16 protein-coding genes are annotated in these 25,058 nt (G+C 57.4%); 9 read left to right on the top strand and 7 right to left on the bottom strand.

All coding sequences use genetic code 11. The features are described 5' to 3' along the window. Positions 1-10: 10 nt before the first annotated feature. From BT264_RS08080 to BT264_RS37960, 7 genes are all read left to right on the top strand, one after another. A complete protein-coding gene (locus BT264_RS08080; protein WP_072438389.1) occupies positions 11-1,099 on the top strand; it encodes a porin in 1,089 nt (362 codons plus the stop codon). A 273-nt stretch (positions 1,100-1,372) separates the two neighbouring features. Then, positions 1,373-2,185 (top strand): hypothetical protein, encoded by an 813-nt coding sequence (locus tag BT264_RS08075; protein ID WP_072438537.1) that lies wholly within the window; start codon positions 1,373-1,375, stop codon positions 2,183-2,185. A gap of 359 nt (positions 2,186-2,544) precedes the next feature. Then, entirely contained in the window at positions 2,545-3,678 is a 1,134-nt protein-coding gene (locus BT264_RS08070) for a nitroreductase family protein (protein WP_143155712.1), read from the top strand. Further along, entirely contained in the window at positions 3,675-5,165 is a 1,491-nt protein-coding gene (locus tag BT264_RS39825) for a phenylacetate--CoA ligase family protein (protein ID WP_072438393.1), read from the top strand. Before BT264_RS08070 ends, BT264_RS39825 begins: the two co-directional genes overlap by 4 nt. Before the next feature lie 892 nt (positions 5,166-6,057). Then, entirely contained in the window at positions 6,058-7,881 is a 1,824-nt protein-coding gene (locus BT264_RS37965; protein ID WP_143155713.1) for a hypothetical protein, read from the top strand. 57 nt (positions 7,882-7,938) lie between these two features. Further along, positions 7,939-9,003, top strand: a complete 1,065-nt coding sequence (locus tag BT264_RS08050) for a COG3904 family protein (protein WP_072438399.1) — start codon at positions 7,939-7,941, stop codon at positions 9,001-9,003. A gap of 660 nt (positions 9,004-9,663) precedes the next feature. Beyond that, the gene (locus tag BT264_RS37960; protein ID WP_072438401.1) at positions 9,664-10,530 is read left to right on the top strand and encodes a hypothetical protein; all 867 of its coding nucleotides are present in this window, start codon (positions 9,664-9,666) and stop codon (positions 10,528-10,530) included. Between the two features lie 702 nt (positions 10,531-11,232). Here the strand turns inward: BT264_RS37960 and BT264_RS08040 are convergent. After that, positions 11,233-12,339 (bottom strand): RES family NAD+ phosphorylase, encoded by a 1,107-nt coding sequence (locus BT264_RS08040; RefSeq protein ID WP_072467028.1) that lies wholly within the window; start codon positions 12,337-12,339, stop codon positions 11,233-11,235. Positions 12,340-12,835: 496 nt separating this feature from the next. Here BT264_RS08040 and BT264_RS08035 point away from each other — a divergent pair, with 496 nt between their 5' ends. Beyond that, a complete protein-coding gene (locus BT264_RS08035) occupies positions 12,836-13,681 on the top strand; it encodes a restriction endonuclease (RefSeq protein ID WP_072438405.1) in 846 nt (281 codons plus the stop codon). Positions 13,682-13,813: 132 nt separating this feature from the next. Here BT264_RS08035 and BT264_RS08030 read toward each other — a convergent pair whose 3' ends face one another. The 5 genes from BT264_RS08030 to BT264_RS08010 all read right to left on the bottom strand — a co-directional run bounded on the left by BT264_RS08030 (position 13,814) and on the right by BT264_RS08010 (position 22,057). After that, entirely contained in the window at positions 13,814-14,509 is a 696-nt protein-coding gene (locus BT264_RS08030) for a hypothetical protein (RefSeq protein ID WP_072438408.1), read from the bottom strand. Between the two features lie 207 nt (positions 14,510-14,716). Further along, on the bottom strand, positions 14,717-15,820 hold the full coding sequence (locus BT264_RS08025) for a peptidoglycan-binding domain-containing protein (protein WP_072438410.1): 1,104 nt from the start codon (positions 15,818-15,820) through the stop codon (positions 14,717-14,719). 896 nt (positions 15,821-16,716) lie between these two features. Continuing rightward, positions 16,717-17,709: a PoNe immunity protein domain-containing protein gene (locus BT264_RS08020; protein WP_072438412.1), complete on the bottom strand. Its 993-nt coding sequence runs from the start codon at positions 17,707-17,709 to the stop codon at positions 16,717-16,719. Beyond that, positions 17,706-19,238, bottom strand: a complete 1,533-nt coding sequence (locus BT264_RS08015; protein ID WP_072438414.1) for a hypothetical protein — start codon at positions 19,236-19,238, stop codon at positions 17,706-17,708. Before BT264_RS08015 ends, BT264_RS08020 begins: the two co-directional genes overlap by 4 nt. Further along, on the bottom strand, positions 19,235-22,057 hold the full coding sequence (locus BT264_RS08010; protein ID WP_072438538.1) for a type VI secretion system Vgr family protein: 2,823 nt from the start codon (positions 22,055-22,057) through the stop codon (positions 19,235-19,237). The genes BT264_RS08015 and BT264_RS08010 overlap by 4 nt, the downstream gene beginning before the upstream one ends. Before the next feature lie 497 nt (positions 22,058-22,554). Between BT264_RS08010 and BT264_RS37955 the strand changes: the two genes are divergently transcribed. Further along, entirely contained in the window at positions 22,555-23,958 is a 1,404-nt protein-coding gene (locus BT264_RS37955; protein ID WP_143155715.1) for a ComEC/Rec2 family competence protein, read from the top strand. Between the two features lie 187 nt (positions 23,959-24,145). On the opposite strand, the gene BT264_RS08005 is transcribed toward BT264_RS37955, so the two are convergent. Beyond that, on the bottom strand, positions 24,146-24,550 hold the full coding sequence (locus BT264_RS08005; RefSeq protein ID WP_072438540.1) for a DUF6088 family protein: 405 nt from the start codon (positions 24,548-24,550) through the stop codon (positions 24,146-24,148). Between the last annotated feature and the right edge of the window lie 508 nt (positions 24,551-25,058).

Here is a 25,058-nt window from a genome sequence, read left to right as displayed (position 1 = left end):
CGGAGACGTGATGAAACTCGGGTTTGGAGCAGTGGCGATTCTTGCCGTAGCGCAGGGCGCATGGGCGCAGAGCAGCGTGACGATGTTCGGTCTTATCGACAGCGGCATCACGTATGTCAGCAACGAGGGTGGCGGAAAGAACGTCAAATTCGACGACGGGATATTCGCACCCAACCTCTTCGGCCTCCGCGGCACCGAAGACCTCGGCGGCGGATATCGCGCCACGTTCGCGCTCGTGAACCAGTTCTCGATGGCGAACGGCGCGATCATCGGGTCCGGAATTTTCGGGCGTAACGCTTACGTGGGCCTCGAGAGCGACCGGTTCGGCAGCATCACGCTGGGTAATCAGTACGACTTCATGGTGGATTCCCTCTTTTCCAAGGGGAATGCGATTGCGAGGGACATCTCGGGGCTGTACGGTTTCAGGAATGGTCCGTTCCAGCGTCTTGCGCTGCCGGGTAATCCGACCGGTGCGTTCGATTGGGATCGCACGGCAGGCAGCAAGCCGATCGCGAATTCGGTCAAATACAGATCGCCGGCGGTCGCGGGTTTGTCCGGCGGCGTGATGTATGCGTTCGGCGGGATGGCCGGTTCGATCGGCGCGGACAATGCGGTCAGCGCCGGGTTGAACTATGAAGTGGGCGCGTTTGGCGTGGGCGCGGCTTATACGAACGAGAAGTACGGTCCGGCGCCGGGCGTGCCGTCGACCAGCGTGCGCAACTGGGGCATCGGGATGCACTACGACTTTGGTGTCGTTACCGCGAGTGCGCTGGTGACTACCGTGCGGAATTCGTTCAACGATGCCGGAGTGTGGATGGCCGAAGGCGGCGGGGTGTGGCACGTCAGGTCGGACGTCGTGCTGGGTGCGAAATACATGTACATGAAGGGTAATGAAGCGGTGAACAACAACCATGCTCATCAGCTCAGCGTGGCGCTTCAATACTTGTTGTCGAAACGGACGATGGTTTATGTTTCGGCCGACTACCAGCGCGCGAACAGCGGCGCGAATGCGCAGGTCAATGGCGTGCTGGATCCCAATGGGGCTTCAAGTTCGGCGAGCCAGACGGTGGCGCGGGTGGGGTTGCATACGGTGTTTTGATGGGGGGCGGCGGGCGGAACTTGCGTCAAGGTCCGCCCGGCACCGGACTGGTCGCGCGGCGACATGCCGACATGTGCGCCGCCGCTCGCTTCCGGTCGGTTGTTGTCGCCCGGGCAACACGGCAGTGTGCCCGTTGACCTGCTGCCGGGCCGACAATGAGCTTACGATGAGATGAGCCGACCATCGGTGAATTCAAGCAGTGGATGCGTTGCCGATCATTCCACTCTATAGTGCTCGTCGTTGACCGCTCTGCGAGAAAATCAGGAGTTCGCCGTGTTTCACCGGAAATCCAAGTTGGGTCGTTCGAACTTCGTGTGCGTTGTCGCGTTGACGATGATGCTGGCGCCAGTCGCGGCGCATGCAGAGGCGGAGGCTGTCGACGGCACGACGCACATCGCGCCCGCTGTCAATCACGACACGTCACCCGCACGACCGATTGTCGGCGACGACCCGGTTGCAATTCGGGATGCGCTGAAGAAGCAGCACATCAGCACCATCCCACCTTCGTTGAGCAACCGGGTTCGCGGCCTGGTCCCCGGCGCTGCCGGCCGGCATGTCCCGAATCCCGACCTGGCGGCCGTCGATCTGGATCGTGACGTGACGTTCGTGGTGCCGGTGCGGTACGGGCTGAGGTACCAGTCACAGCGGCACCTATTGACGCTGGATGTCGATCTGTTCGACGTAGAGCGAGACGACCGGACGGACATCCTGCTCAGAAAGGTCACGACGGGGCCACGAGGGCGAGGGCTGGTGATTGCACCCGAAGCGAAGGCAAAAGGGTACATCCAGCAGATCGACATCATCGAACTCGAGTCCGGGAAAGGAAAAATGACCACGGTTCGTAGCCGCATGCGGCTTTCGCCCGCCGTGTACGCCCAAACGCATGGCGACTTCGCACTCGTTTTTTCCGGGCGCCTGGTTCGGCCTTACCTGACCGAACAAATCGAGCATGTCGATCCGAGCATTGACGAGCCGACGGACATTACGACCAGAATCTCCAGGTTGCACATGGATATCCATGCCATCTGGCTGGTGAGCCCGTCGAGCGGTGTCGTGCTGTCGAAGAAGCTGCGTCTGTCGAAGTAGCGTTTTTCCTGGACGAGGCGATGATCTTGACCGGCTTCCGGCGTGCACGCATGTCCCGTGCTTCGACGCTGATCCTCTGCACGAGTGCGTGCGACCGCGGTGTAGTCGGCGGCCGGTCGAAACAATACAGCCGTGCGCGACATGCACCAATGTTCCGGGATGTCGTTGTCGAGGGGGCGTTGCGTCGCTTCGGGTTCGCGACGCGAAGAACCGCGGCTGGGGCGACTTTGCAAAGTAAGGAAAGGTTTGATCGGCCGGGCAAGTGGGGGGTGTGCCCCCTTCTCCCAGTTGTGGTCGGCCGGGGCACGCGTGAAGGGACATTGACCATCATGTAAGATGCGCACAGCTTAACCCCGGTCTTGAGAGGGACCGGGTTCTCGCGCACAACGGCAATCCGCCGAACAACAATAAGGAAGCCACGAGATATGCCGGGGATTTCCACTGAAGCCTTTTCCGTCTGGCACACGATCCTGTCCGTTGCCCGACATGCACCGTCGCCCCATAACGTTCAACCGTGGCGTGTGCAACTGATCTCGGACGATTGCGCCGAGCTTTTCGTCGATGGCACGCGCACGCTGCCGAAAGAGGACGCGACCGGTTCGTTCCTGTTGTCCGCGATGGGCATGTTCATCGAAGCGATCGATCTGCTCGCGGCACCGCACGGCTTGCGTGTCGAATGGCAACTGCATCGTCCGGTGCAGGAATTCGCGACCATCCTGTCCCGGCCGACCCCGCCGGGGCTGATTCCGTTTTCAGCATTGCGGCTCGTCGCCAACGCCGGGGTGTCGCGCGACGACCCGTCCGCGCTGATGATGGCACGCCGCACGTCGCGCATTCCGATGGATCCGACACCGGTACCGGACGCGGCGGTCACGCAACTGGCGGCGCTGGCCGACGAATGGGGACATCGATATACGCACCTGTCGGGTGCCGGACTTATCGAGCCGATCATCGCTGCGAACATTGACGCCGTGTTCCACGACATGAACGTCGCGGATTACCACGACGAAATCACCGCCTGGTTTCGCTTCACCGAACGCTCGACCACCCGCCATCGCGACGGTCTCGACTGGCGCTGCATGAACCTGTCGCGCGCGGAGTTCTGGCTTTCCGCGCATCTGTCGAAAATCCTGACGTTCAGGCCGACGCGTTTCTATTTCAAGCGCCGGTATCGCGCGCAACTGGGCCATGTACCCGCAATCGGCGTGCTGAGCGGCGATTTCTTCAACCCGGAGAATGCGATCGAGTCGGGTCGTTTCCTGCTGCGCTTCTGGCTGGCGCTGACGAGCCTCGGCCTGTATCTGCATCCGTACGGCAACCTGGTCACGAACCCTGACGCCGCCGCGTGGTTCAACGCGCATGCCCAGGTAGACAGGGCATGGCTCGTTTTCAAGGTCGGCTACTCGCGTACGCCGCCGCAAAGCCAGCGCAGGGCGCTCGCCGATATCCTCGTCGATTCGCCGGTTCCGTCCCACTCTCCGAGATCCGCATGAATACGCTCTATCGCCTGTTTCTCGAGGCCATTCTCTGGACGCTATGGTTCCTTCGCCGCGTGATCAGCGTCGACGGCCGCCTTTATGTGTTCCTCAACGCACCGGTGTTTCAGCCCTATCTGGCCTATGTCGGCCGCATACGCGCCCGCGTGGCATTTCTCAAGGCGAGCACGGCTTGCCCGGCGTACATCGAGTTCCTGAAGGCCGAGGGCTACCGGGCCGGCGGGAAGTGGCGGTTGGCGGACCTGCCCGCCATGACCAAGGAGAACTACATCAAGCGCTATTCGATCGAGCAGCGCTGCTATGGCGGAGCCATTCCAAAGTCAGGTGTGGTCATCGACGAGTCGTCGGGGTCGACCGGCCAGCCCAACAATTGGGTGCGCAGCGCGGCCGAACGCAGCGACGTCAAGCGCATCCTGCAACTGAACTATCAGCTAGTGTTTCGCGACTCCGGCAAGATGTTGCTGAACTGCTTTGCGCTCGGGCCGTGGGCGACGGGCATGAACGTATCGATGTCGCTCGTCGACGTGGGCATCATGAAGTCCATCGGACCGGACAAGGCCAAGCTGATCAACACGCTGAAACTGTTCGGGCCGAAATATCAGTACCTGATATTTGGCTACCCGCCGTTTATCCGTTCGGTGGTCGACGAATGCGATCTCGACCTGACGCCTTATCACATCGATTTCATCGTTGGCGGGGAGGGGTTGTCGGAAGCGCTGCGCGACCATCTGCTGCGCAAGGCGAGCACGGTCATTTCGTCGTATGGCGCGTCGGACCTCGAGATCAACATCGGCGTCGAGACACCGACGACGATTGGTTTGCGGCGCGCGCTGATGAGCCGCCCGGAGTTGTGCCGCGAGTTGTTCGGCCGCGAGACGCCGCCGATGATTTTCCAGTACAACGCGCTCGACTACGTGATCGAAACGAATGCCGACGGCGAACTGCTTGTGACCATCGGACGCCAGTCCGGCGCCGCGCCGAAGATCCGCTACAACATTCGCGATTCGGGAGGGACGTATACATTCCGGGTGTTGAACAAGCGCCTGTCGGCACATGGCATGCGCCTGACGGACTTCGCGTCGCGGACCAGCCATTTCCCGTTTTTGTTTGTCTACGGCCGCAACGATTCGAGTGTGCCGTTCTACGGCGCGAAGGTGTTCCCGTCCGATATCGAGCAGGTTCTGTCCGCTTCGCTGGTGCTGCACGATGCAATCAGCACGTTCCAGCTCGCCGCGACCGAGGATGAGCACTTGACGAGCTTCCTGCACGTCCATCTTGAACGGGCCGCAGGAAGCGCGCAAATGCAGCTCGACGACGCAGTGCTGCATGCCGAGATGTTCGAGGGCATGAAGCGCGTGAATCAGGATTTTCGCGAGGTATCGAGGCTGTTCGAATCGAAGCAGGTGATCGTGCATGTGCACGATCACGATACCGGCCCGTTTCAGGGGCGCGATATTCGCATCAAGAATAAGTACATCGCGTGAGGGGGCGGTTGCGGTGCGGTTAGCTTATTCGGCGGCGTAGATATCGGCGGATCCTTGTTCTTGGTTATTATCACGTTCAGCCAAGCCGGTTCGCCGAAGCAACAGTTTCACTTAAACCCCGGCCAGTGGTCGTTTGCGGGAAGTTAAGGGCGGTTAAGTGAAACTTCGCGGGGCGCGTTAAGTGAAACTATTCGAAGTTGCCAGCCTGCTGAGGTACATTAATTCTGGTTACGCGTCACCGCAGGTTCCGGTTACGCCCGAACTCTCTCGGTAAATCAATAACTTGCGTGGCTGACCCGGCGACGTCAAATAGAACGTATGTTTGCGTGACCACCGTCAACATCCGAACACTCGCTTTTGCAATACATTGAGTTACGTACGCTGGGAACTGCGGGGAGGCCCTCTACATCGCGTCTCCCGTCACGCCTTGACACACTTCCTTGGAGAATCGAAGCGGGTTGCTTAAGTTGCTTCAGAGTTCGGCGCTGCTCAAATTTTGGCGTTACGAAATCTCAGCGTGTTCGAGATGACAGATGCGGAACTCGAACTCGTTGCAAGCGCAGCAATCATCGGCGACCCCGGGCAATGCGGCGGCCGAAACTTCAAGGTCGACATTGAGCGGGTAGCGCCTGAGCGAGCATATTGCCATCGTCTGAATGAGTCCGCAGACGGTAACCTCGTCAGCAGAGGCGAGCATCAGCAAGAGCTCTCGCATACCCATGGACCATGCCAGCCGACCTCCGTTGAGTTTGAGTTTCTCATCTCACGCCCCAGTCCTTCATTGACTCCGATGGGGAAAATGATGTAGACACGCTAGTGTGTTACGTGCAACAACCAGAGTCACGAGTGCACCAAGAATTCGTGGCGCAGGAACTAGCCCACGGATAAAACAATGCTCCAAATCAGCACTGGCAAGTTTTTCAACACCACCGAAACCTACGACACGATTCATCGAGGTGTGCTGTATTCGAACCTCCATACGTTGCTGGGCGATTGCATCACGACGCCGGCCGGCAATTTATCACCCGCAGCGCGTTGGGGAGACATCGAAACCCTCGTATGTGAGGTCATCGAACGCCAGCCGAACGTTCGCGCAGTAGGCGTAATTCTGTCGGTCGGCCCGGATGCATTCATTCATGATTTTGCCGCTGTATCTTCGTTTTCCCTACAGCGCCTACTGACACCAGACCACGACTTGGCGATGCGCCTGCTTACCGCGCAACGGCCGCCACTAGGTATTCCCAAACTTCCCAAGCAATACGTATCAAAAATGTTTGATATGTCATTGCCGTATGACGTCCAGGCCGGCCCGCGTCTCTCCACCTTCTTGGACGACCTGCTCAAGCTCGAGCGAAAATCGTTTTCTGGCGCAATGAAAGCGATTCGACGGTACGTGACGGCAACTCATCGTCTGGCCGATGACCTAGACCTTGCGTATGCCCTGTTGGTTGCCGCTATCGAATCGCTCGCGCAGGAGTTCGATGATTTTAGCCCTGAGTGGGACGATTACGACCAGAAGAAACGACAGCCTGTTGACCGCGCTCTCGAAGGGGCGTCAACTGATGTCGCGCTCGCCGTTCGCGAAGCAATCCTTGGGGCAGAACATGTTGCTATCAGCCGAAGGTTTCGCGAATTTACCTTGGCTCATCTTGGTCGCGATTTTTTTCGGGGCGAAGCCGAGGGGCGAGTAGCGCCAGTAGGTAAGGGGGACTTGGAAGTTGCGCTGAAGAATGCGTATAACGTCCGTTCAGGTTATGTCCACGCACTGAAGTCGATACCGCGACTGCTGGCATCGCCGATGGCATTGACCGATTTGATGGCCGTGGATGGCATGCCCTTTTTGACGTTTGAGGGGCTAGCACGCGTCGCGCGCACTGTAATTCTCGAGTTTATTTCTCGCGCCCCGACGACAGAATCCGAGGAAGTCGCATACATGGACGACTTCCCCAATCTATTGCGGGCGCCGCTTTCACCAAGTATGTGGATATATAATGCGGAAGGATATTCCGTCCAGTCTGCTTATTTGTATTTGAATGGATTCTTAGAGCAAGTCGAGCAGGCGCTGCTGAGTGCTTCGCCAGTCACAGACATTCGCGGCGTCACAGAAAAAATTGAGGTGCTGTTGCTGTCACTGGCAAAACCTGAGCAACGACGGCCACTAATTGCGCTTCACTTTTGGTTCTCTCACTTCCTGCCAAAAGAGGAAAGGCATCGTTATCGGAAGCGCATGGACAATTTCATTAGCGAGTTGGACACGGAATGCCCCGAAGGATTCTTTCTGTACGTCTATGGAGGTCAATTGCCGCCTTGGAGCGCAGAAAGCTGCGAAGCGATATTCGACACATACATTCGACGTAGATATGGAGGCAAAAAACTGAATGTTGGTACCGTTCTCGGTGCAGCGGGGGCGCTCACCATCGCTGAGTTGTATAGGCTTGCTGGTGATGAGGATTCTGCGCGCCGCCTCATAGCCCGCGCGATTGACGAGTTTCCGGGCCTGGCACGGTTGCGTGAGTATGAAGCCAACATCGGCGATTCAGTCCCACCGATAGCATGGTGGACGATTCTGCTTCCTGAGCCGAAGTCGAGCAAGAGTTCAGCAACGGGTTCGCAGCCAAACAAACTAATCAAGCTAAATCGACGGTTGCGACGCCCAGAATCGGCCATCCGAAATGTACACTGTCGCTCCTCACCGTCCACGAAGAGGACGCGTTAGGGAAAAGAATCACTGTCGTTGAGACGAATATTCGATGGAAAGTCGGGGCATGAGACCATGAAATTACTGCGGCTAATCTTGCTGTTTTTCAGCGTCGCAAGTAATGCGGTAAATGCGATGACGTTCTCGGCTCCGAAGCACAACCCCGGAGCCGTCATTGTATGGATGGGCCTTCACGGGGGACGCACACCAATCTACGCAGAAGGCGAGATTACGGCAACCAGTGCGCGCGAGTTGGAGCAATTTGTTCGCGTGAATCACATTGAGAGTGGGATGGTGCTGTTCGATTCACCAGGCGGCTCACTCATGGGCGGCATGTCGCTTGGTGGCACCATCAGGAAGCTCGGATTCGACACGGGAATCGCAAGCTATGCCGGTGGCGAGATGGTCTCGCGCGGCTTCTGCGCGAGCGCGTGTGCCTACGCGTTTGCAGGCGGACTCGGACGCTATTACTCGGGCGGAAACACGCGTCTCGGCATCCATCAGTTTTCCTCGCAGAAGGACATTGGCAGTGAAGTCAGTCAGGAAGTAAGCGGCTTGCTGGTCGCGTACCTGCAACGAATGGGGGTGGATGCGCTGGCTTTTTCGGCGTCAGCTTCGGTTCAGCCCAATGACATTCTTTGGTTGAGTGCCGCCGATGCCAGCAGGCTCCACTTTTCGAACAATGGGGCGCTGCCAACGACCGCCGAATTGAAACAGGCCCAAGGAGCGACGTATCTGCGGGTCGAGCAGAAATACACGAGCTACAGCGCCCGGTTCATCATCGATTGTGCAGGTGGCAAGCTGGAAATGATGGGCGGTATCGTGACCAGCCCTCAGGATGCCAAAGGAAAATACGAATGGGCGACCCAGTCCTACTTCACGTTCGACGACCAGACGATTCAAACCCGGCGCAAGGGTGGCTCAGCCGATGGCCTGAGTGTAGTTCAGTCGACAGTCTGGGTACAGCGCGTTCTCTCGCCGGCTGAAATCCAGAAACTGCTGGTCTCGAACACCATCACCACCTGGGTGGCGGCGGACGGGGCGGTAGGGAGCACGGGGGCTGCGGACATCCGGGCAGTCCGGGGCCAAATCCGGGATTTCGTCAATAACTGCACCCTCTATCCGCAAACGGGCCAATAGTTCTTGGTTCGTCCTGACAGAATTCTCACATCACTATCGCCCATCAAGGCGCGGGCGAGAATCCAGCACCCGGGCGAATACAGCTGCGAGTGAATGGGCTGTGGTGCCGAGCTAACCGCGCGCGAGATGTGCGGTTTAGCGAAGTAATTACTGAATCCCCCATGGCCGTCTCAGCCTAGCGAATATGCTGACTAGCCGCCACGTCCGCGCTCACGTAATGCATCTCCGCCAGCGCTATTGCTTGTCGAAAGAGTGCCGGCGCGCCAGTCGACATGACTGACAAAACCAGTGGCTCCGAACCGATAACGACTATCGCGACTATCAGGCACGCACAGTCGAAATGGCGCGCACTCCGCTATCGCGAAATCGTGCCGCCGGAGGACACTCAAGATTCTTAGTGAAAAGCCGTTATTGGGGTAGGTGACTAAAATTAGAGCCAAAACGCTATCGCGGAACGACGCACCGAGGCTCGCCGAACACTCGACGTCGACCCGATGTACATTTTAAGAAATTAGCGTAAATATGGATGCTTCTCAACAGGATGAGTCAGGGTTGGTATGTCGACTTCGGCTCTCGAATGCAGAAAATACCGGCGGTCTCAATGTGGCTCGGCAGCTTCGACTTGTAGTGCAACATTAATATTCAGGACAGGAATGCTTTATGGCGCTTCATCTTCTTGATTCAAACGACGTACATAATGCTTGTCGTCAGCGATTGGAAACATGTGAACTCTGGCTTCGTAGGATTATTCACGATAAACTTTCCGCGCAGTTCGGTGCAGACTATATCGACGGGGCAATATTAGCTGGTCAGCCCATTTTTTCCCAAAAAGCAAAAGACACAGCACAGAAATTTTCGGAGAAAAATCCGACGCAATATAGTCGGCCCATTGATGCCCTACTATTAGACGACCTCGGGGCAGTGCTTGCAAAGCAAGAGCCCTACAATAACTTTTTCAAGGATGCGTTTGAGCAGGAGTTTCCGTGGGGGAAAGACCATATCCGAAGAATCATAAAGGTACTTATTCCAATACGCAATGCATTGTCCCATGCAAATGGCCCGACCCAGTCGATTCACGATTTGGAGCGCGCCCTATGTTACTCCAGCGATATCGTAAAATCATTAAAAATATATTATTCTAAAATGGCTAAAAACGAGAAATTTCCGGCTCCAGTTTTTATCCGATTTTCGGACAATATGGGAACCCTGGTGTATCCTGCAGAGGCACAATTTCATTACAACGTTGACGCGTATTCTCTGCATGTTGAAGACGAAATTAGGTTTGAAGTTGAAGTGGACTCCTCGTTTTCGCCGAGCGAATATGAAATTAAATGGGTCGTCAATAATATTTATCCGGCGGAGTCGGGCGTCGGCACGTCATTCAATTTGAAGCTAACTCCTCGACATGTGGGTGAAAAATTCGGATTGCAGGTGTCGTTGACGACGACAAATAATGAATGGCATAGATTTCAGAATGTCGACGCTTATCTGACACTCAATTACGAGGTTTTGCCGACCCCTCGATAAATTCTCTATTTCAGTTAATTCGCGATGAGAAAGTGAAGGAGGCTCATCGCGTCACAAAACCACGGCGGAGCGTCAGGTCAATCGCAAAGACGTCCGCCGAGAGCGGCATCTCGACGCAAACCAGCGGCCGAGATATGTCCAGCTTTCTGAGACTCGCTTACTAACGCGCCAGGCAAATCGCGACGGTCGTTTAACGAAGCAATTACCGAATAGTCCTCTCTCTATCCCGTCCCGGGCCAGTGGGTTCAGGGCTGATTGAGGCGTAGCGCTCGCCAGTCGCAACCCGACATGGAGGGCTCGCGTCAAATCCCCGCCCCTGTCTCGCCTGTGGCAACGCCGTTCGTGCCGCTGCTGCATGTTCCCGGTCAACGTTATTGCTCGTCGGCAGCGCGCCAGCGAGCCCATCGATGCGACTGGCAGAAGAGCCCCGGCTCCGTACCGACGGCGACTATCGCGACAGCAGGCCCGGGTACAGGCGAAATGCTTCCCAAAATCTCTTGTTATGGTAGCCCGCTACACAGACCAGCCTGCGCTTCTCGCTTGCCAGGCCTGAACTTATCAGCAGCTTTATGTTCTCGCCACGCGGCCGCCGTCGCGCGGCGAACTGGGCGTCAAGCTCGCGCCAACGCGCTGGCGAATCACCCTCATGTCGCGCTACGTTTCCAGTCACAAGCTGACCATCCCTTCGCACCATACGCTTTCCTAGTCCGGCCAGTCGTCCCAAAGCGCATCGTCTGGTTGAGGTTCGTCATCGCGAAAGACAATAACCTCATCCGAGTCCTCCCGCCGATAGAAGTCCAGCTTCGCGTGCGAATAAGAAATGGATTCGGTTCGAAACAGGTTTACTTTCCCATTTGTGAGAGACACTGGCAATGCCAGAGGCTCACCAGCATCGTCGAGCATCGCATTCGGAAACAGCACGATGTTTGTCCCGTTCTGATGCTGCGTCGATTTGAACAAAATTCCATCGAACGAAGGACTTGCGACGTGGGAAAGAAACTCTGCCATCGTTTGGGTGATGAGGTAGTCAGATTCATGACCTGGCGTGACTGGCTGGGCAATCAGCGTATGAAGTATCTTTAAGAAGTTGCGCCGCTTTCGTTGCTGTTGGAAGTCCGGTTGGAAATAGCTGAGAGGCTTGCTGGAGCGCGCTCTCTCAAGCCTCGAGAAATCCAAAACACGCAGGGGCCTGTTTGTGCGCAGTTCAATAAGCGCGATGTCATTGCCAATCGCGGGGCGCATTTCTGCCAAACAGGTTGCCGATTCCAGCGAGCCGTAGAAGACTGAAATTCCTTCCGCATTCATCCTGCCGGCTCGGGCAAGGTGCTGAGGCGGTGGGCCGATGTGTGTCAAAGGGTCGGCGACCATTTCGGCAAGCAGCGGGGTGCTTGTGATAACCCGTGCTCGATAGAGTCGCGTACCCGTTCGGAGCGTGCGCACGACGGGTGACCGGGGCTTGCCGGGTAAGTGCATGTGTTCCACATCGGCGAACAGCTCGGCGAAAAACTTACGGGCCTTCTCGCTGAAGAAGCGCCTTCTATGCCGCACTTCCTGGAGGGTCTCTTGCCATGCAAGACCGAAGTCTCCTCCACTGTGCTTGACCTCTTCGTATTCCATCGTTTCGTCCCAGAATGCCTCTTCGCCATCCCCTGGATAGACGAACTCGCTGTCGATGACGGCATCGATTATTTCGCTCTGGAAATCGAAATACTGTCCGAGAAAGGTCTGCACCCAGTATTCGAGGGGGGGCGCCAAGGCGGCGGTAACTGATGCGGTCGCTGTCGCCGCCGCCGAAGTCTGGTACTTCACGGCCCCAACCAAGGTTGTCGCGCATAACGGGCTCTAGCCATTCGGCGAGTTGTTCGACAGATATGCCTTCGCGCCGTTCGTCGCAGACTCTGCACTCGTCAACGTCCCCCTCGCGTTGGACTCTTTCACGGAGGAAGGAGTCTTCAAAGCATTCGTAGCAGATGTGGTCAGGCAAGGTAAATCCTTATGTTCCGAGGCATCGATGAAATGGAGCGCATGTGCGGGATAATACGAGGAGTCCATCCGTAGGGTATCGACACGGCTCTGTGTTTGCAACGACGCGCGGGCCGTTACATGTGTAGTGAGCCTGCTGTCATCGACGCCGAACATTTGGCAATGCTCGGGTCAGGTTCGGGCATACTTTCTTGGTTCTCCAAGATTGAACCCAAGAAGAGCGGCGGCCTGCAGTGCAGGCAGAAAACTGAAGCCGGCACGACTACCACGGCGCAGGGACACTATGCAACGTATGAAGACACCGAATATTCGAACCTTCGACATGAAGCTCGTCGACGACTTGTTTGAAATGAATAGCGGATATGTGCTCAACTTTTCAGACCGAACTATGGGCATATTCTTCCTCGAAGAGCTCGATGTCGACATCGATGACCCAGCCTACCTTGATAACGGCACCTCCAAAGCGAAGCGGTTGCGGTGCTTTTTGAACAAAGTGGACTTGGCGACCGCCATCAAGACGCTCAAGGCCCTATGGAAATACCGCGAAGCCGTTCGGCAGTCGCAGGGTCGGGACGATTGGGTAGTCAACGCCGAAGGACAGTTCCTTTCTCTCATTAATCGCCTCGAGGGAAAGCCGGAGGTCACCTTTGGTGCAAATCCACCGCCAAAGTCTGCGCTTGATGTTCAGCGAATCGCCGGACTCAAGAACAAGCTTCTTGAGCTGTCGTCGCTGCCTCCCCATCCGCGAGGTTACGCGTTTGAAGCGTGGCTCAAGGAGGCGTTTGACTGCTTTGGCCTCGAAGCGCGAGAGCCTTTTCGCCATCGCGGCGAGCAGATAGACGGCAGCTTTGTGCTACAGGGAGAAACCTACCTAGTCGAGGCCAAGTGGCAGTCCGAACTCACGGGAGCGGCCGATTTACACGCCTTCCACGGAAAGCTTGAGCAGAAAGCCGCATGGGCCCGAGGCTTATTCGTGAGCAACAGTGGATTCACTGCCGACGGGTTGGCCGCCTTCGGTCGCGCCAAGCGCGTCATTTGTATGGATGGCCTTGACCTCTTCGACGCATTGGACAGACAGCTTCCGTTGAATCATGTGCTCGAACGGAAGGTTCGACGTGCCGCAGAATCAGGACTTCCCTTCGAGCGCGTTCGAGACCTTTTCGCGTAATGGCGTAACGAGTGCGAATAAAGTGCTGACTTCGATGCCGGGTGAGTGCCTAGCGACGTCGCGTAGAGCGCCGCGTTGCCGTTCTGTGTACGTCAAATTGGTAGGTCACCTCCTGGAAAGAAAGGCGAAGGGTTACAGATGCAGCCCGAAGTGCCCGGGACGGGCGAGAATCGCGCCGACCGCAAGTGCGGCCACAACGACCGGCAACCGGAGCAGCCGCGCCACACGCACCACTACGTCGCTGCGCCGGCGTCGCTCGGCAAGCAAACTGGCGATGCCATCTTTCAGGCCACGCGCGTCATCCTCCAGTTCTTCTTGTGCCATCGCGAGGCTTTGGAGCGTGGCCAATAGGTCAACCTCTACGATGTTCGGAAACTTGGCCATCGAATGGCTGACAAGGTCCCGTCCTACCATGTCTTTAGACTCGCCGCTCGCCAGCGGGTGCACGTCCCCACTCTCGAATTCGAACGTTAGCCCGAATCGCTGGTAGAAGCGATGGCGGCGCTCGAGATTTCGCCTTCCATACGCGCCAACGTGACTGCCGAGTAACTGAATAGGCATCACGTGGTCGTCGGGCGCGAGCCGGCGCGCCCACTTCACGATTTCGTTAAAGCATAAGCTTCCGATATTCAGACCGCGCAAAGATTCTTGCTCGACAATCACAAAGCCATTCGTCAGCGTCAATCCGAACGAACGGTGGGCAGACATTGAGCACACCTCTTCACGAGCACGCGAATCACCGAATCGGTCGGTTTCAACTCGAAAAGCGACAAGGTCGATGCGTTCGCGCCCGGTGTCCCCCGATTCCTGCGTTCCAACCGCGAGCATGTGATATCGGTCTCGCTTTTCATCTCGAACGCGAAACAGTCTCCAAGCGAAATTGTCGCTCGACCTGTCCTTCCTCGCCGGCCAAACAGCAGGGCCGCAAAGCTTGCCTTCCGTCGACTCCTTCATTCCGTGATTTCTCCCAAGCGACGCGCAGTGCGCGCAAGCTACGATGTTTCAAGAGCAGCGTTTCGGGCGAGTAGTTTCCCGCTAATGCTGCTCCATGTACGCCATGAGGTCCTGCATCGAAGTTGCCGAACTCAGGTGTTCATGGCGCTCGTAGCGCACTATCGCCGCAATCGTGCGAGGCCCAATGTTTCCATCCGCTTGCCCACGCAGATATCCACGGGTAATCAATTGTCGTTGGACCGCGCGACGAACGTCGGTTTCGCTTAGCGTTGCAGTTCCCACTCCAGCCGGGGCCGATGTCGCGAATTTTGCGAGAAGAACGTGCGCCTGCGAATCCGTAGCGGTATGCGTCATCGCATACGCAATCGCTGGAGTCGCTGCTTCTCGCACCGTTGGCACCCAGTGCATGGCGCCGGCAGCACCGTACAGCGCGCCACCAAAAGCCGCAATAGCCGAGAACAGGCACGCTCCTTTCAATGGCGCCCAGTTGCGCCCGCGCTGGCGGTATTCAATTGGCACTTTTCGCCGCAGAAGAGAGCTTGTCGCGGCGCTGAGCATCCAGCCCAACGGCGACATCAGTATCATGGTCAGCACTGAAATGACGACGGCGAATGTCAGAGGTAGCAGAGCGCCCCACGGATTCGCTATCGAAAAGTTTGCGAAGTTGTTGGCCGTAACGACGAAACCAGCGACTGCGGGGAACGCAGCAACAAGAGCCCAAGCCGCCGGCGAGTTTGGCGGCGAAATCTTGTCAAGTACGTGGAGAAACGCTCCGCCAATCGACTCCGCTGCCTCCTTCGTGATGAAACCCTCCGCTGCGCGGGTGACCGCATGCTCGGGATTCGCTCGGGCCTGCTTGTCGAGCTTCGCCAGTGCGCGCATCGAACGGTCCAGGACCGGCAACTCACATAGTGATGAGAAGAGCCTCTTAGCTTGCCGCCGGACCTTCGAGCGTCCCCGCTTACTATTGCTCAATGCCGCAATCCGCTCTAACTCGGCACGCAGCAGTTGGTCAAATACCGGAGGCGTCACGATAGGGACGATGTTGCTGCCGACAGCGGCTACTTTGTACGGCTTCTGCACAACGTTGAGGCTGAGTTCGACAACGTCGGCGGTGCCTTCATAGCACGCGACCCAGTTGTCATTGTCGTTGTATTCCGTACCGGTCAGCTCGAACGGGACCAATCTCCGGGCACCGGTCGGTCCTCCTCGCTCAAGGGCTCGCACAAGCGCATCGGCGGCCAGTCCGCGGTGGGGCGGCACGTGCCATGACGGGCGTGCCAACGCTTGAACACGAGCAACGTCGGTGAAGAATCCATGTCCCGCGCATGCACCGCATGTCTGCTTACCTGAGCCCCCACAACGCGCGCAAACAACACGCCCACTGCCAATACAGAAGCCGCAAGTCTCGCGAACTGTTTGCGTGTAAGTCTCGTTACGGTTGCCGTTCCATCGGGTATGCGTAACCGTTCTATTCCTCGAGCCGACACCGCCGCAGTTGGAACAGCTGTTCCGTCCTCTGCCCGAACAGCCTCCACACGACACTCTGCCGCTACCACTGCAACTCCCGCATTGGCGGAACACGGAGTATGAGCCGAAATCGTGAACAGGATGGACTGCTGCCGATAGCTCGAGTCCATTCGCGCCGGCGACATCGATGCGCTGCATGAACGGAACGCGAATGTCACGGTTACGTACAGCCTTCTCGCACAACATCCGCAGGTGATTCTGGAAGTCGGCGGAGTTATAACCGAAGTGTGCGCCGGATATTGAGGCATTACCTTTCGACGTAGTCGTCGTGACGTCGTGCTCGAATCGCCAGACAACGAACGTAGTCGCGAGGTAGCGCTCAGTAGACTCGCCCGTGGGTACTACATCTTCTTCCCGAGCATGATTGCCGACAAAGAGATGCCGGAGATTTTTCAGTAGGCCGCGCCCTTGATGACTCAGTTCCACGTCGTTTGTTCCTGGTCCGCTATTGCTGCTACCCAACTCGGCAGCATTCCATTCTGGCGTATCGGCAAATCCAACAGTAACTTGAGCGGCTGACGTACCTCTTCGGTAGCGCCAGCCACAAGAACTTACGCTTTGCGTTCGAATTCCCAGAGAGCGGACTGCATGCGGTAAGCCCCAGTCTTGTCAGGCGCGAACACCTCAGGCATGGGCTCGCCCTGCTGGACCAGCACGCCAGGCACGTGATAGCCGTGTGCCTTCCAGATACCGGTTTCAGGACAGACTTGGCCGGTTCGCACCGCCTTTGGGCCGGTAGGCGCTGGCGCGGATTTCGGAAGTTCTTCAAAGGTTCTGGCGAAGTCCACCAAATCCTTCGGATAGACAATATGTTTCTGAAGCGGTGCATCGTCCAGCCCGCGAAGGTATGCTATCGCCGCTGCCTCAATTGCCCAATATCCGAAATACCCGCCGCCACGTTCAGACAGGTCGAGATGCGTGTCATGCCATCCAGCCTTCTCCATGGAGGCATACCAGTTTTCGAGGTACGTATTGAGATAGGCGATGCTTTCATCGTCTCCGTCGACGTAAATGCTGTTGATGCAATCGCGGTACGACTCGTGATACCACTGGTCGACATCTACCCGTCCCTCCATGCCGTAGGCAAGAAGGTCCTCAAACAGGGTGTCCTGTCCACGATAGTACCCGTCCTCGAGGGCCGCGATGCGCGGCAGCAGATCACCCCGATGCAATAGGTGGCAAAGACCGATGAGCTGCATCCCTCGTTCATAATCGGGTAACTCGGTAAGCAGCAGTGCCGGCCATTGCGGGTCATTGCGGGCGACCCGCTGACGCGCCGCATACTCTTCGTACGCAGTCACCACCTCTTCCAGCTCTTCCCGCATTGATGCGATGGGCTCTCCCGCCGTGTATCGAAGCATCATCAGCTCAAAACGGGCGGTAGCGCGCAACCAGGCAGCCGTTGCGCGTTTTACCGCCTCGGTGCCATTCGCAGGCAGCGTGTGCGTCCACTTCTCGATGGACTGGGCCTGGAAGGCCGACAGCCAGTCGAAATACTGCTCGCTGATGAAGCGTTGGCGTTTTCGCGTCGAAAAATCATTCATTCTGTGACCTGCCTTGCCTTAGCTAAGCGCGCTTCCTTTCGTTTTACCGCTTCCTCGACTTCCGCTTCACGGTAGTGGTGCGTGAGCGGGACATCGTGGTCGCCATGGTCATGTTCCTTGCCGGCCAACAACGCCACCTCGTGCGCGGCTGCACAAGGAAGATAAAACGGAACATACACGATATGCCGAGAATAGCCGTGCTCTAAGATTTCCATCTGCAAACGACTTCCAACCGCGTCCTTCAGATTCTGGGTAATCCAATCGGTGCTCATCTGAACAATCTTAGGTGTTGCTCGCTTTGCTGGGGGCCCCGAAGGAGCGGCCGGCGGAGTCGTTGGCGCGGCTCCGCCTGACTTGGCGGGGGCACGACTTCCCTTGACCTTTCCGCCGGAAACTGGAGTCGGCGATATCGCGCTGGGTGTCTCTACGGGCGGCTCAAGCAACTCATCCCCATGTGGTCGCACTTCATCGACTATTCGCTCCGCCGTACCGAGCTTGGGCGTCATGTTGCGTTTGCCATTCGGCGCTTTGGTAGGCTGGTCTACCTTCGAGGACTTGGCTTCGACGATGGCAAATCGCTTTCCTTCATTGTTCGATGGTGTTGCCCGCCACACACCGTCAATTCCTTGTCCTTTGGCTTTCGGCGCAAACAGCTTGGCGAGCTTGCCGTGGTCGTTAAGCTTGCCGGGGACATCGACTCCTGGCTCACGCGCCCAGCACCCCAGGTATCCCTGGTCGTGGGCTTCCCAGCCGCTACCCCATTTCAGCTTCCCGTAGCAGTAGTAGTCGGTAATGTGCTCACCAAGCAGGCCCGTGAGGCTGTTGGTGATTTCCGTCACCGCCAGTTTGGCATTCACGACGCCCGTGGACGGCGCGGAGGTCGACCGGTTATGGCCCTGTTCCGCCTCAACACCAACCTTCCCCGGCTTCTCGGTCTCTTTGCGTAGCGCAACGGAACCTTCCGCCGACGAGTTTGGTTGCTTCTTTCTCCAGTGCATGAGCTTGCGCTCGACGAACTGGGTCAACCAGAACGGCAGATTGACCTCGACGAAGGCGAGCGCCTGACTGAAGGTCGCCTGTCCCGCCTGCGGCATCTCGCGGTACACCCAGGATTTCTCGATATGTTCGCGCGACTCAGTCAGCAGCTTCTTCAGCCCCGACGCATCAAACAGCTTGTCGACCAGCTCTTCGGGGCTGGTCGGGCAATGCGCGCGCTGGAGTACGAGCCGCAGAATATCGAACAGCAACGGTCCATAGATTTCGGACTTGTGGTTGACGAGTCGGAAGGTACGTTTGACTCCTGCACCGACCACCGGCACCCAGCCGACGACGGCAAAGACCAGGTCAATACCCGTTTCGACCCGAGCCATCTCGTCGGCACTGCTGCGCGCGTTCCAAACGTTCAGGACGCTTTCCGATGTGTCATAGATATTCTGCGCGACGTAGAACAGCGGAAATGCATTGGCCGCCATCGAAAGCCCAATTTGCTCGACAGCGTCTTCAATGGCTTGTTGGTCGGTGGTATTCATTTGAGGTCAGGGCGGCCGGAGAATTGGTTGAACAGGCTCGCGAGGTTTTCCTGGGTAATGCCTTGGTGGCCACCCGCATGCAACTCCTTCAGGATGTCGTCCTGCTCAAGTGCCGTCGCTGCCGGCAAGGGCTGCTGCACGAACGGGCGCACGTCTTCGCCGAAGAACGCCTGAGCAGTCCCTTCTGGGACGTCATGCAGCAACGCGTGGCCGTTCGCGTCGAGCTTGCCGGTTAGGGTGGTGCCGTTGTCGAAGACGACCTTGTACGGTGCACCAGGCACAGGCTTTAGTTTGCCGTCCGTGAGGTTCAGCTCAAGCTTGTTGTGCAGGTCGCCCTTGGGCAGGGCCGGCAAGTCGTAGGGCGCGCTCGTGGGACCGGCGAGCGCATGCTGTGCCCCCTTGATGTCAATCTTGCCTGGGGCGTGAATCTCGATATTGCCGCCGTGGATTCGGATGTACGCGCCACCAGATGTCAGCAGGACACCCTGGCTTGCCGCGACTTCAACCTTGTCTGTCGCCGACAGCACCTTGACCGTTTTCTGCGCGGTCACCTCGATGTTGTCCGACTGCGCCTGGATTTCCACCTTGCCCTTCGCAGCGAAGAGCTTCATCCCGGTGTTCTGGACGAACAGGCTGATGCGTTCGGCGACACTCGCGAGCAGCGATTTTCCGGCCGCGATGTGAGTGCTTTGACCGCTGACCACGTTCACGTGTTCGTCCGCGCCCAAGTGCACCGACTGCTGCGTCGACAAAGCAATGCCCGCGGGGCTTGCGGCCAGAAGAATAGGTTTTTTGAACGCGTTGGCTGAGCCCGTGCCGCCTCCCGCTGTGCGACCGCCGTTCCCCTGGCTTTGCCCCTGAGCGTTGTCAGTCGTGGCGTCCGTGAAAGCCTTGAGCGCATCTTGGCCCGCTTTCAGGCTTTCGGCCTGGTGCTGGATGCCGACATCGGAAAGCGACTCGACCAGGTTGTGCGCGCCGGCGAGTTGCTGCTGGGCGTGTTGGACCTCGAGCTGCTGGGGTGCCGTCCCCAAGCCAGAATGCGTCGTGAGGAAAAGCCCGCGGTTGGCGCGAATCGCGCCGTAGGCATCCGTGCGAAGGTCGAAGCCGCTTCCGAGGTAATTGCCGCGCGTGTTGCCATTCTGCGCGATGAGGTACCCCAGGTGAAGCATGGAGCTGCTCTGCGACGAGAAGAGCTGCAATCGATTCTGGCCCGTCGCATCGTCCATCACCAGTTGGTTGTATCCGCCGCCGCCATACTCCTTCGAGCTGAACCCAGACAGAATGCCATTCGAGTGCCAGCGAGGCTGCGTCGCCCCGTTGTAGACGCGACCTGTCGCAATGGGGCGGTCGCAATCCCCACCGACCCAATCGATGGTGACTTCTTCACCGACTCGCGGCACATGCACGCTGCCGTAACCGCCGCCCGTGTCGGAATAGGCGACCCGGACCCAACATGTTGCTCCAAGACCCTCGCGTCGGTCCCAATGCATGCGCACAAGGATGCGGTTCAGTGAATCGGTGTAGACCTCCTCATTTCCTGGGCCAACGACGGTCGCTGTCTGCAGGTGCATGACGGGCTTCCGGTGCTCGAACGGGCTGCGAAACGGCACCTTCTGACGCTGCGCTTCGACCTCGACGAGGAAGAAGCCCTCGCTGCCCATGGCGTCCTTGACCGTGAATGCCGACGCTGACTCATGGTGAGCATCGCGAACCTCGGCAAGACGGGCGTCCAGACTATGCGGGTAGGGGCGACTTTCGCCCACTGGCAGATTGTTGCGGACGTACCAGTTTGTTTCGACAACAACGAACTTGCGGTCGTCGGCACTATCCCGGTCGTGCCCTGGATGGTCCAACAAGCTGAACCAGTGCCCCACATCAATGCTCGGTGCGCTAGCTACGCCGTAGAAGCGCTTGGCGCGCGATTCCCAGTCCTCTAGCCTGAGCTTCGTAAGCTGGTCGCCGCGGTCATCGTCCAAGTATGTGTACGGTCCGGTGTACTCGTAGACCTCAGCCTGCTGCGGCAGGTCGCCCTGGTTCGCGACGGTAGGGAATGACTTTTCCTTGCGCGCGTCGGGATTCTTATAGTCGAACGTACTCGTCGAATACGACGTGCTCTGCAAGCTCCGCGTGCCCGACCAGTGCACGAGCGCGTCGGGCTGGCGCGTGACGCCGGCCCGATAGAACCGGACATGTTCTGGCTCAAGTGGCTTGAGTGAATACAGGTCGTCTGTTATGACAAGGGTGTGCGACTTGCCGTCATCAGCGTGCTCGAAATAGTAGAACCAGCCTTCCGACTCCATCAGCCGGTGCATGAAGTTCCAGTCGTCTTCGTACTGGACACAGAATGAGCGCGCGGGCGAGGGCTTCTGCACATCGATGCGATAGGCACCTACCGCCTGCGGATGTCCCTGAAAGACTGTTTCGAGGATGGTCTCGACGGTCTGGTCCTGGAAGATGCGAGCGTCCTTGCGGAACTTCAGGAAATAGAGCCACGACGAGAAAGTCAGCTGCAAACTCACCAGTCGCCCGTCGGCGCCCAAGCGTTTTGCCGTATGCACGTAGCCGTGCCTCGGCCGGTAGGTCTTGTCGACCTGCTGAGTCCAAAGTGTGACAGGCTGCGCAATGAGCGACTTCAACTCGATTGAATCCTGCAGCGAAACAACATCGACGACAATCTCAAAATTGCCGCCCAGGCGAGCAGTACCCGCCACGATATGTGGCAGCAGTACATTCCGTCCGGCCGGGGTATCCAATTTCACAATCCGGTCGGACTGGAGTACTTCGGCATTCATCAACGCGATAAGGTCCTGCGCTCCCATTTGATTTTCCTTGTGCCGGCCTCTCTCACGGCCGAGCAAAATCATACGGGGGAAACCCTATGTAGACAATAAGCGGGCGGGACTTATGGCCGACGTACGCCGACATGCCCTCAGTGCTCTTCCATTAGACTCGGGAGGGGCATAATTCCCGCATGTTTCATGGATTTACTTCAAAATAATGGATAATCGGCGTGCGGTCTCTTGATGACGTGCCTCCTCAATCAAGAAGGCTGAGCCACCGACACTGTCTAAAAAGGCAATACCTCGCGGTGAGACTATCGCCCGACTGCGTGGCGACGGGTTCGCAGCGGTCATCGCAAACGCCATGTACGAAGCGGCCACCATCCTGGCTCAACGTATCATCGAGCAGCTGTCTAAGCCCTAGGGGGTGCTGGATGCGAGGGGCTTGCTTCGCCCAGCTTCAATCCATGGTCACAATCAAGTTTTACCTGATGCGACCGATAAGCAATGAATAGCAAAAAAGGCGGAGGTCCCTCATGCGTTACTTCGCGGTTCTAGAGTCGTTAGATGGTGATGTCGACCAAGAACACGTGTATCTAGACTGTATTTCTCAAAAGACATTTTCAGTCATGCGGCGAGTCGGAGGGCTGGCTCAATTTTCATCTGAACAGGCTGACGAGTATATGGGAGCCGTACTCCAGGTCAGGCGCGAATCATTTGCGCCGAGTCTACTGGATAGAATCAACAACGCGTCCGTACGAATTTGGTTCACGCTTACGGTCTCTGAGGTACGCGACGATGCAGCGGCGGTAGACATTCCTGCGACGTTTGTTTCCCTTGCCCCGACAGCCGCTGATGCGGAAGCCATTACTCTGTATATTTCACGACCGGAGGCACTCGACGCCGACACTCAGACCGCGGCCGAGCGCATTTTTGACGCAACGCAGCTTGCCCCCAAGTCGTTTGAACGGTTTGCGAGGCGGCTTGAAAAATTGTTTGCAAGCGAAGGCCGACGACATGTGGTTGCCTATCACGTTGGCCAAGGCAATTGCAATGCAGTAGTCGATGAGCACGAGCATCCGGTATTGTTCTTCGACCTAGGCTGGCCCATTCAGACCAATATAGCTGGCGCGCCAAATCCGCCGCCGCAGCTTTTCGATGTGCAAAGTAATGCTGGCATAGCACCGGTTGTGCTCTCACACTGGGATTGGGACCATTGGGCATATGCGCTCGAAAGCTGGCGTTACGACAGGGCCCGAGGCGCGCCTTTCGCGACGTGGAAAAGTGCGGCGCTTCACCGCCCGTGGCTTGTACCTGCACCGGAGAAGGCAATGAAGCTTGGTCCAAGCCATTATCTTCTTATTTTGAAACTCTACCATCAACGATGGGAGGGGCGACGGGCACTGCATTTCTGGTCTAGGCGAAAGAGCATGTGGGAAACTGGCAACCTGACGCTACTCAAGTGCTCCACCAAAAAACGAGACGTGTCCTATCGTAACAACTCCGGATTGGCGATGGTCGTTCGTATCGATGACGGTTGGAAGCGGGGGCTTGTGTTACTGCCGGGCGATTGCGAATTTGATAGCATTCAGTTTGACCGAGTTAGCTCGTGGGATTCACGTCGAATTGTCGCGATGGTCGCCAGTCATCATGGCGGAAAATTGAATGTCTTCGCCATTCCAGAGACCACCGTCTCAGACGCACGTCTCGTCATTTCGTCAGGCAAGAATAGATACGGCCATCCGAACAGCCGCATGTTAGACAATTACAGATTGCAGGGGTGGCATGACCAACAGCACACAAATTCATGGCACCACCGTCCGCGAATGTTGTCCTTAGTTCCGCGCATTGGAGCCACTCTCGTACAGCCCGTGAGCTTTGACAAGCCACGATGCGAGTGTGAAGGTATTCCCGACGCCAACATGTCTCTCGGAATCTGACCAATGTTCGCCGCATATATGAAGCGGCGAACATCACATCATCCAACCAAATCGGCGCACGTATCCGATTCGCTACAGGCACGCGTGACTGCGGCGCTAGGTCAGCCTTCTGCTTGCATATATGAGGAGGGCGGGCGAGATTTCCAGCTTGTGCCGCGAAAAGCTGCTTCAAACGGCCAATGCACCGTTATCGACCTATCTCGTATTTCACCGTCTTGCTTCCGACCCGGATTTTTCGACGTATCCGGCGTGCCCCCGTGTTGACCAAACCGTCCATTGGAATTTGGGTGGTAGTTCCCGCGTTGTACTCGCGCGCGAACCGTCCTGGGTGTACTTCAATGTTCAGCTTCTTGAAGGTCTCGGCGGCGACCGTCTCGAACGGGGCGGCTGGCGCCAGCGCGTTCGTGAATCTGTTGATGCGTGTTTTGCAGTAAACGCCGAGGCTGACACGTATCAGGCGTCCATCGCCGACCATTTTCGCAAGTACTCGGCTCACATGCGAGGCACTGCCAAGTGATGCAACCTCGGAGCGTAGTATGACTACACTTTTGCGTCTCTTAATAGAGAGAGCGATTCGGTCTTCAAGCTTCATGTGCTCTCCCTGCGGGGCGTTCATCGTTTCAAGATGTTGCGTATGCTCAGAGACAATCAAAGTATATGCGCTCGTGCCTTCTGGGGCCCGTGCGAAACCTATGCCTGCCGGAACACAGGGGTTTCTTAGCTCGCCACAGCGAAACCTGCATCATGCGGTGAAAGGCAGGGCATGAGCCGACAGCGCTTTCTTCCCTGTCCGCCGAAACCAGACAGCCGTTGCGTACAGGGGGCGACGCAATTACTTGAAAGGTATGGCCCAAAGGGCTGCCTCGGCCGACGCGGCCGAACGTTCCGCAGTCGAAGTGCTGACTGCCTCAGCCCGACGTGTCCTGAGCTGATGGGATAGTCACTCGTCATGAATGGAAAGGGGCTCAATACGGCGCGTGGATGGGCGCGATTTTTCCGAGGCATCCCGCGCTTTGGCCGAGCGCAAATGCCGTTGGAACAGTTTCACTTAAGCCCCGCCCGGCAGTCGTTTGCGGGGATTTCGGAGGGCGTTAAGTGAA

The sequence above is a fragment of the Burkholderia sp. NFPP32 genome, assembly GCF_900119325.1.
Lineage (GTDB): Bacteria > Pseudomonadota > Gammaproteobacteria > Burkholderiales > Burkholderiaceae > Burkholderia > Burkholderia pyrrocinia_C.
The sequence above is the reverse complement of the archived record's forward strand: the minus strand, read 5'-3'. Positions and strand labels throughout refer to the sequence as shown.

Coding starts and splice junctions, on each gene's coding strand:
- BT264_RS08080 (WP_072438389.1), top strand. CDS start 11: ATGAAACTCGGGTTTGGAGCAGTGGCGATTCTTGCCGTAGCGCAGGGC.
- BT264_RS08010 (WP_072438538.1), bottom strand. CDS start 22,057: ATGGGAGCGCAGGACCTTATCGCGTTGATGAATGCCGAAGTACTCCAG.
- BT264_RS08030 (WP_072438408.1), bottom strand. CDS start 14,509: ATGCTCGCGGTTGGAACGCAGGAATCGGGGGACACCGGGCGCGAACGC.
- BT264_RS08020 (WP_072438412.1), bottom strand. CDS start 17,709: ATGAATGATTTTTCGACGCGAAAACGCCAACGCTTCATCAGCGAGCAG.
- BT264_RS08015 (WP_072438414.1), bottom strand. CDS start 19,238: ATGAATACCACCGACCAACAAGCCATTGAAGACGCTGTCGAGCAAATT.
- BT264_RS37955 (WP_143155715.1), top strand. CDS start 22,555: ATGCGTTACTTCGCGGTTCTAGAGTCGTTAGATGGTGATGTCGACCAA.
- BT264_RS08050 (WP_072438399.1), top strand. CDS start 7,939: ATGAAATTACTGCGGCTAATCTTGCTGTTTTTCAGCGTCGCAAGTAAT.
- BT264_RS39825 (WP_072438393.1), top strand. CDS start 3,675: ATGAATACGCTCTATCGCCTGTTTCTCGAGGCCATTCTCTGGACGCTA.
- BT264_RS37960 (WP_072438401.1), top strand. CDS start 9,664: ATGGCGCTTCATCTTCTTGATTCAAACGACGTACATAATGCTTGTCGT.
- BT264_RS08005 (WP_072438540.1), bottom strand. CDS start 24,550: ATGAAGCTTGAAGACCGAATCGCTCTCTCTATTAAGAGACGCAAAAGT.
- BT264_RS37965 (WP_143155713.1), top strand. CDS start 6,058: ATGCTCCAAATCAGCACTGGCAAGTTTTTCAACACCACCGAAACCTAC.
- BT264_RS08035 (WP_072438405.1), top strand. CDS start 12,836: ATGAAGCTCGTCGACGACTTGTTTGAAATGAATAGCGGATATGTGCTC.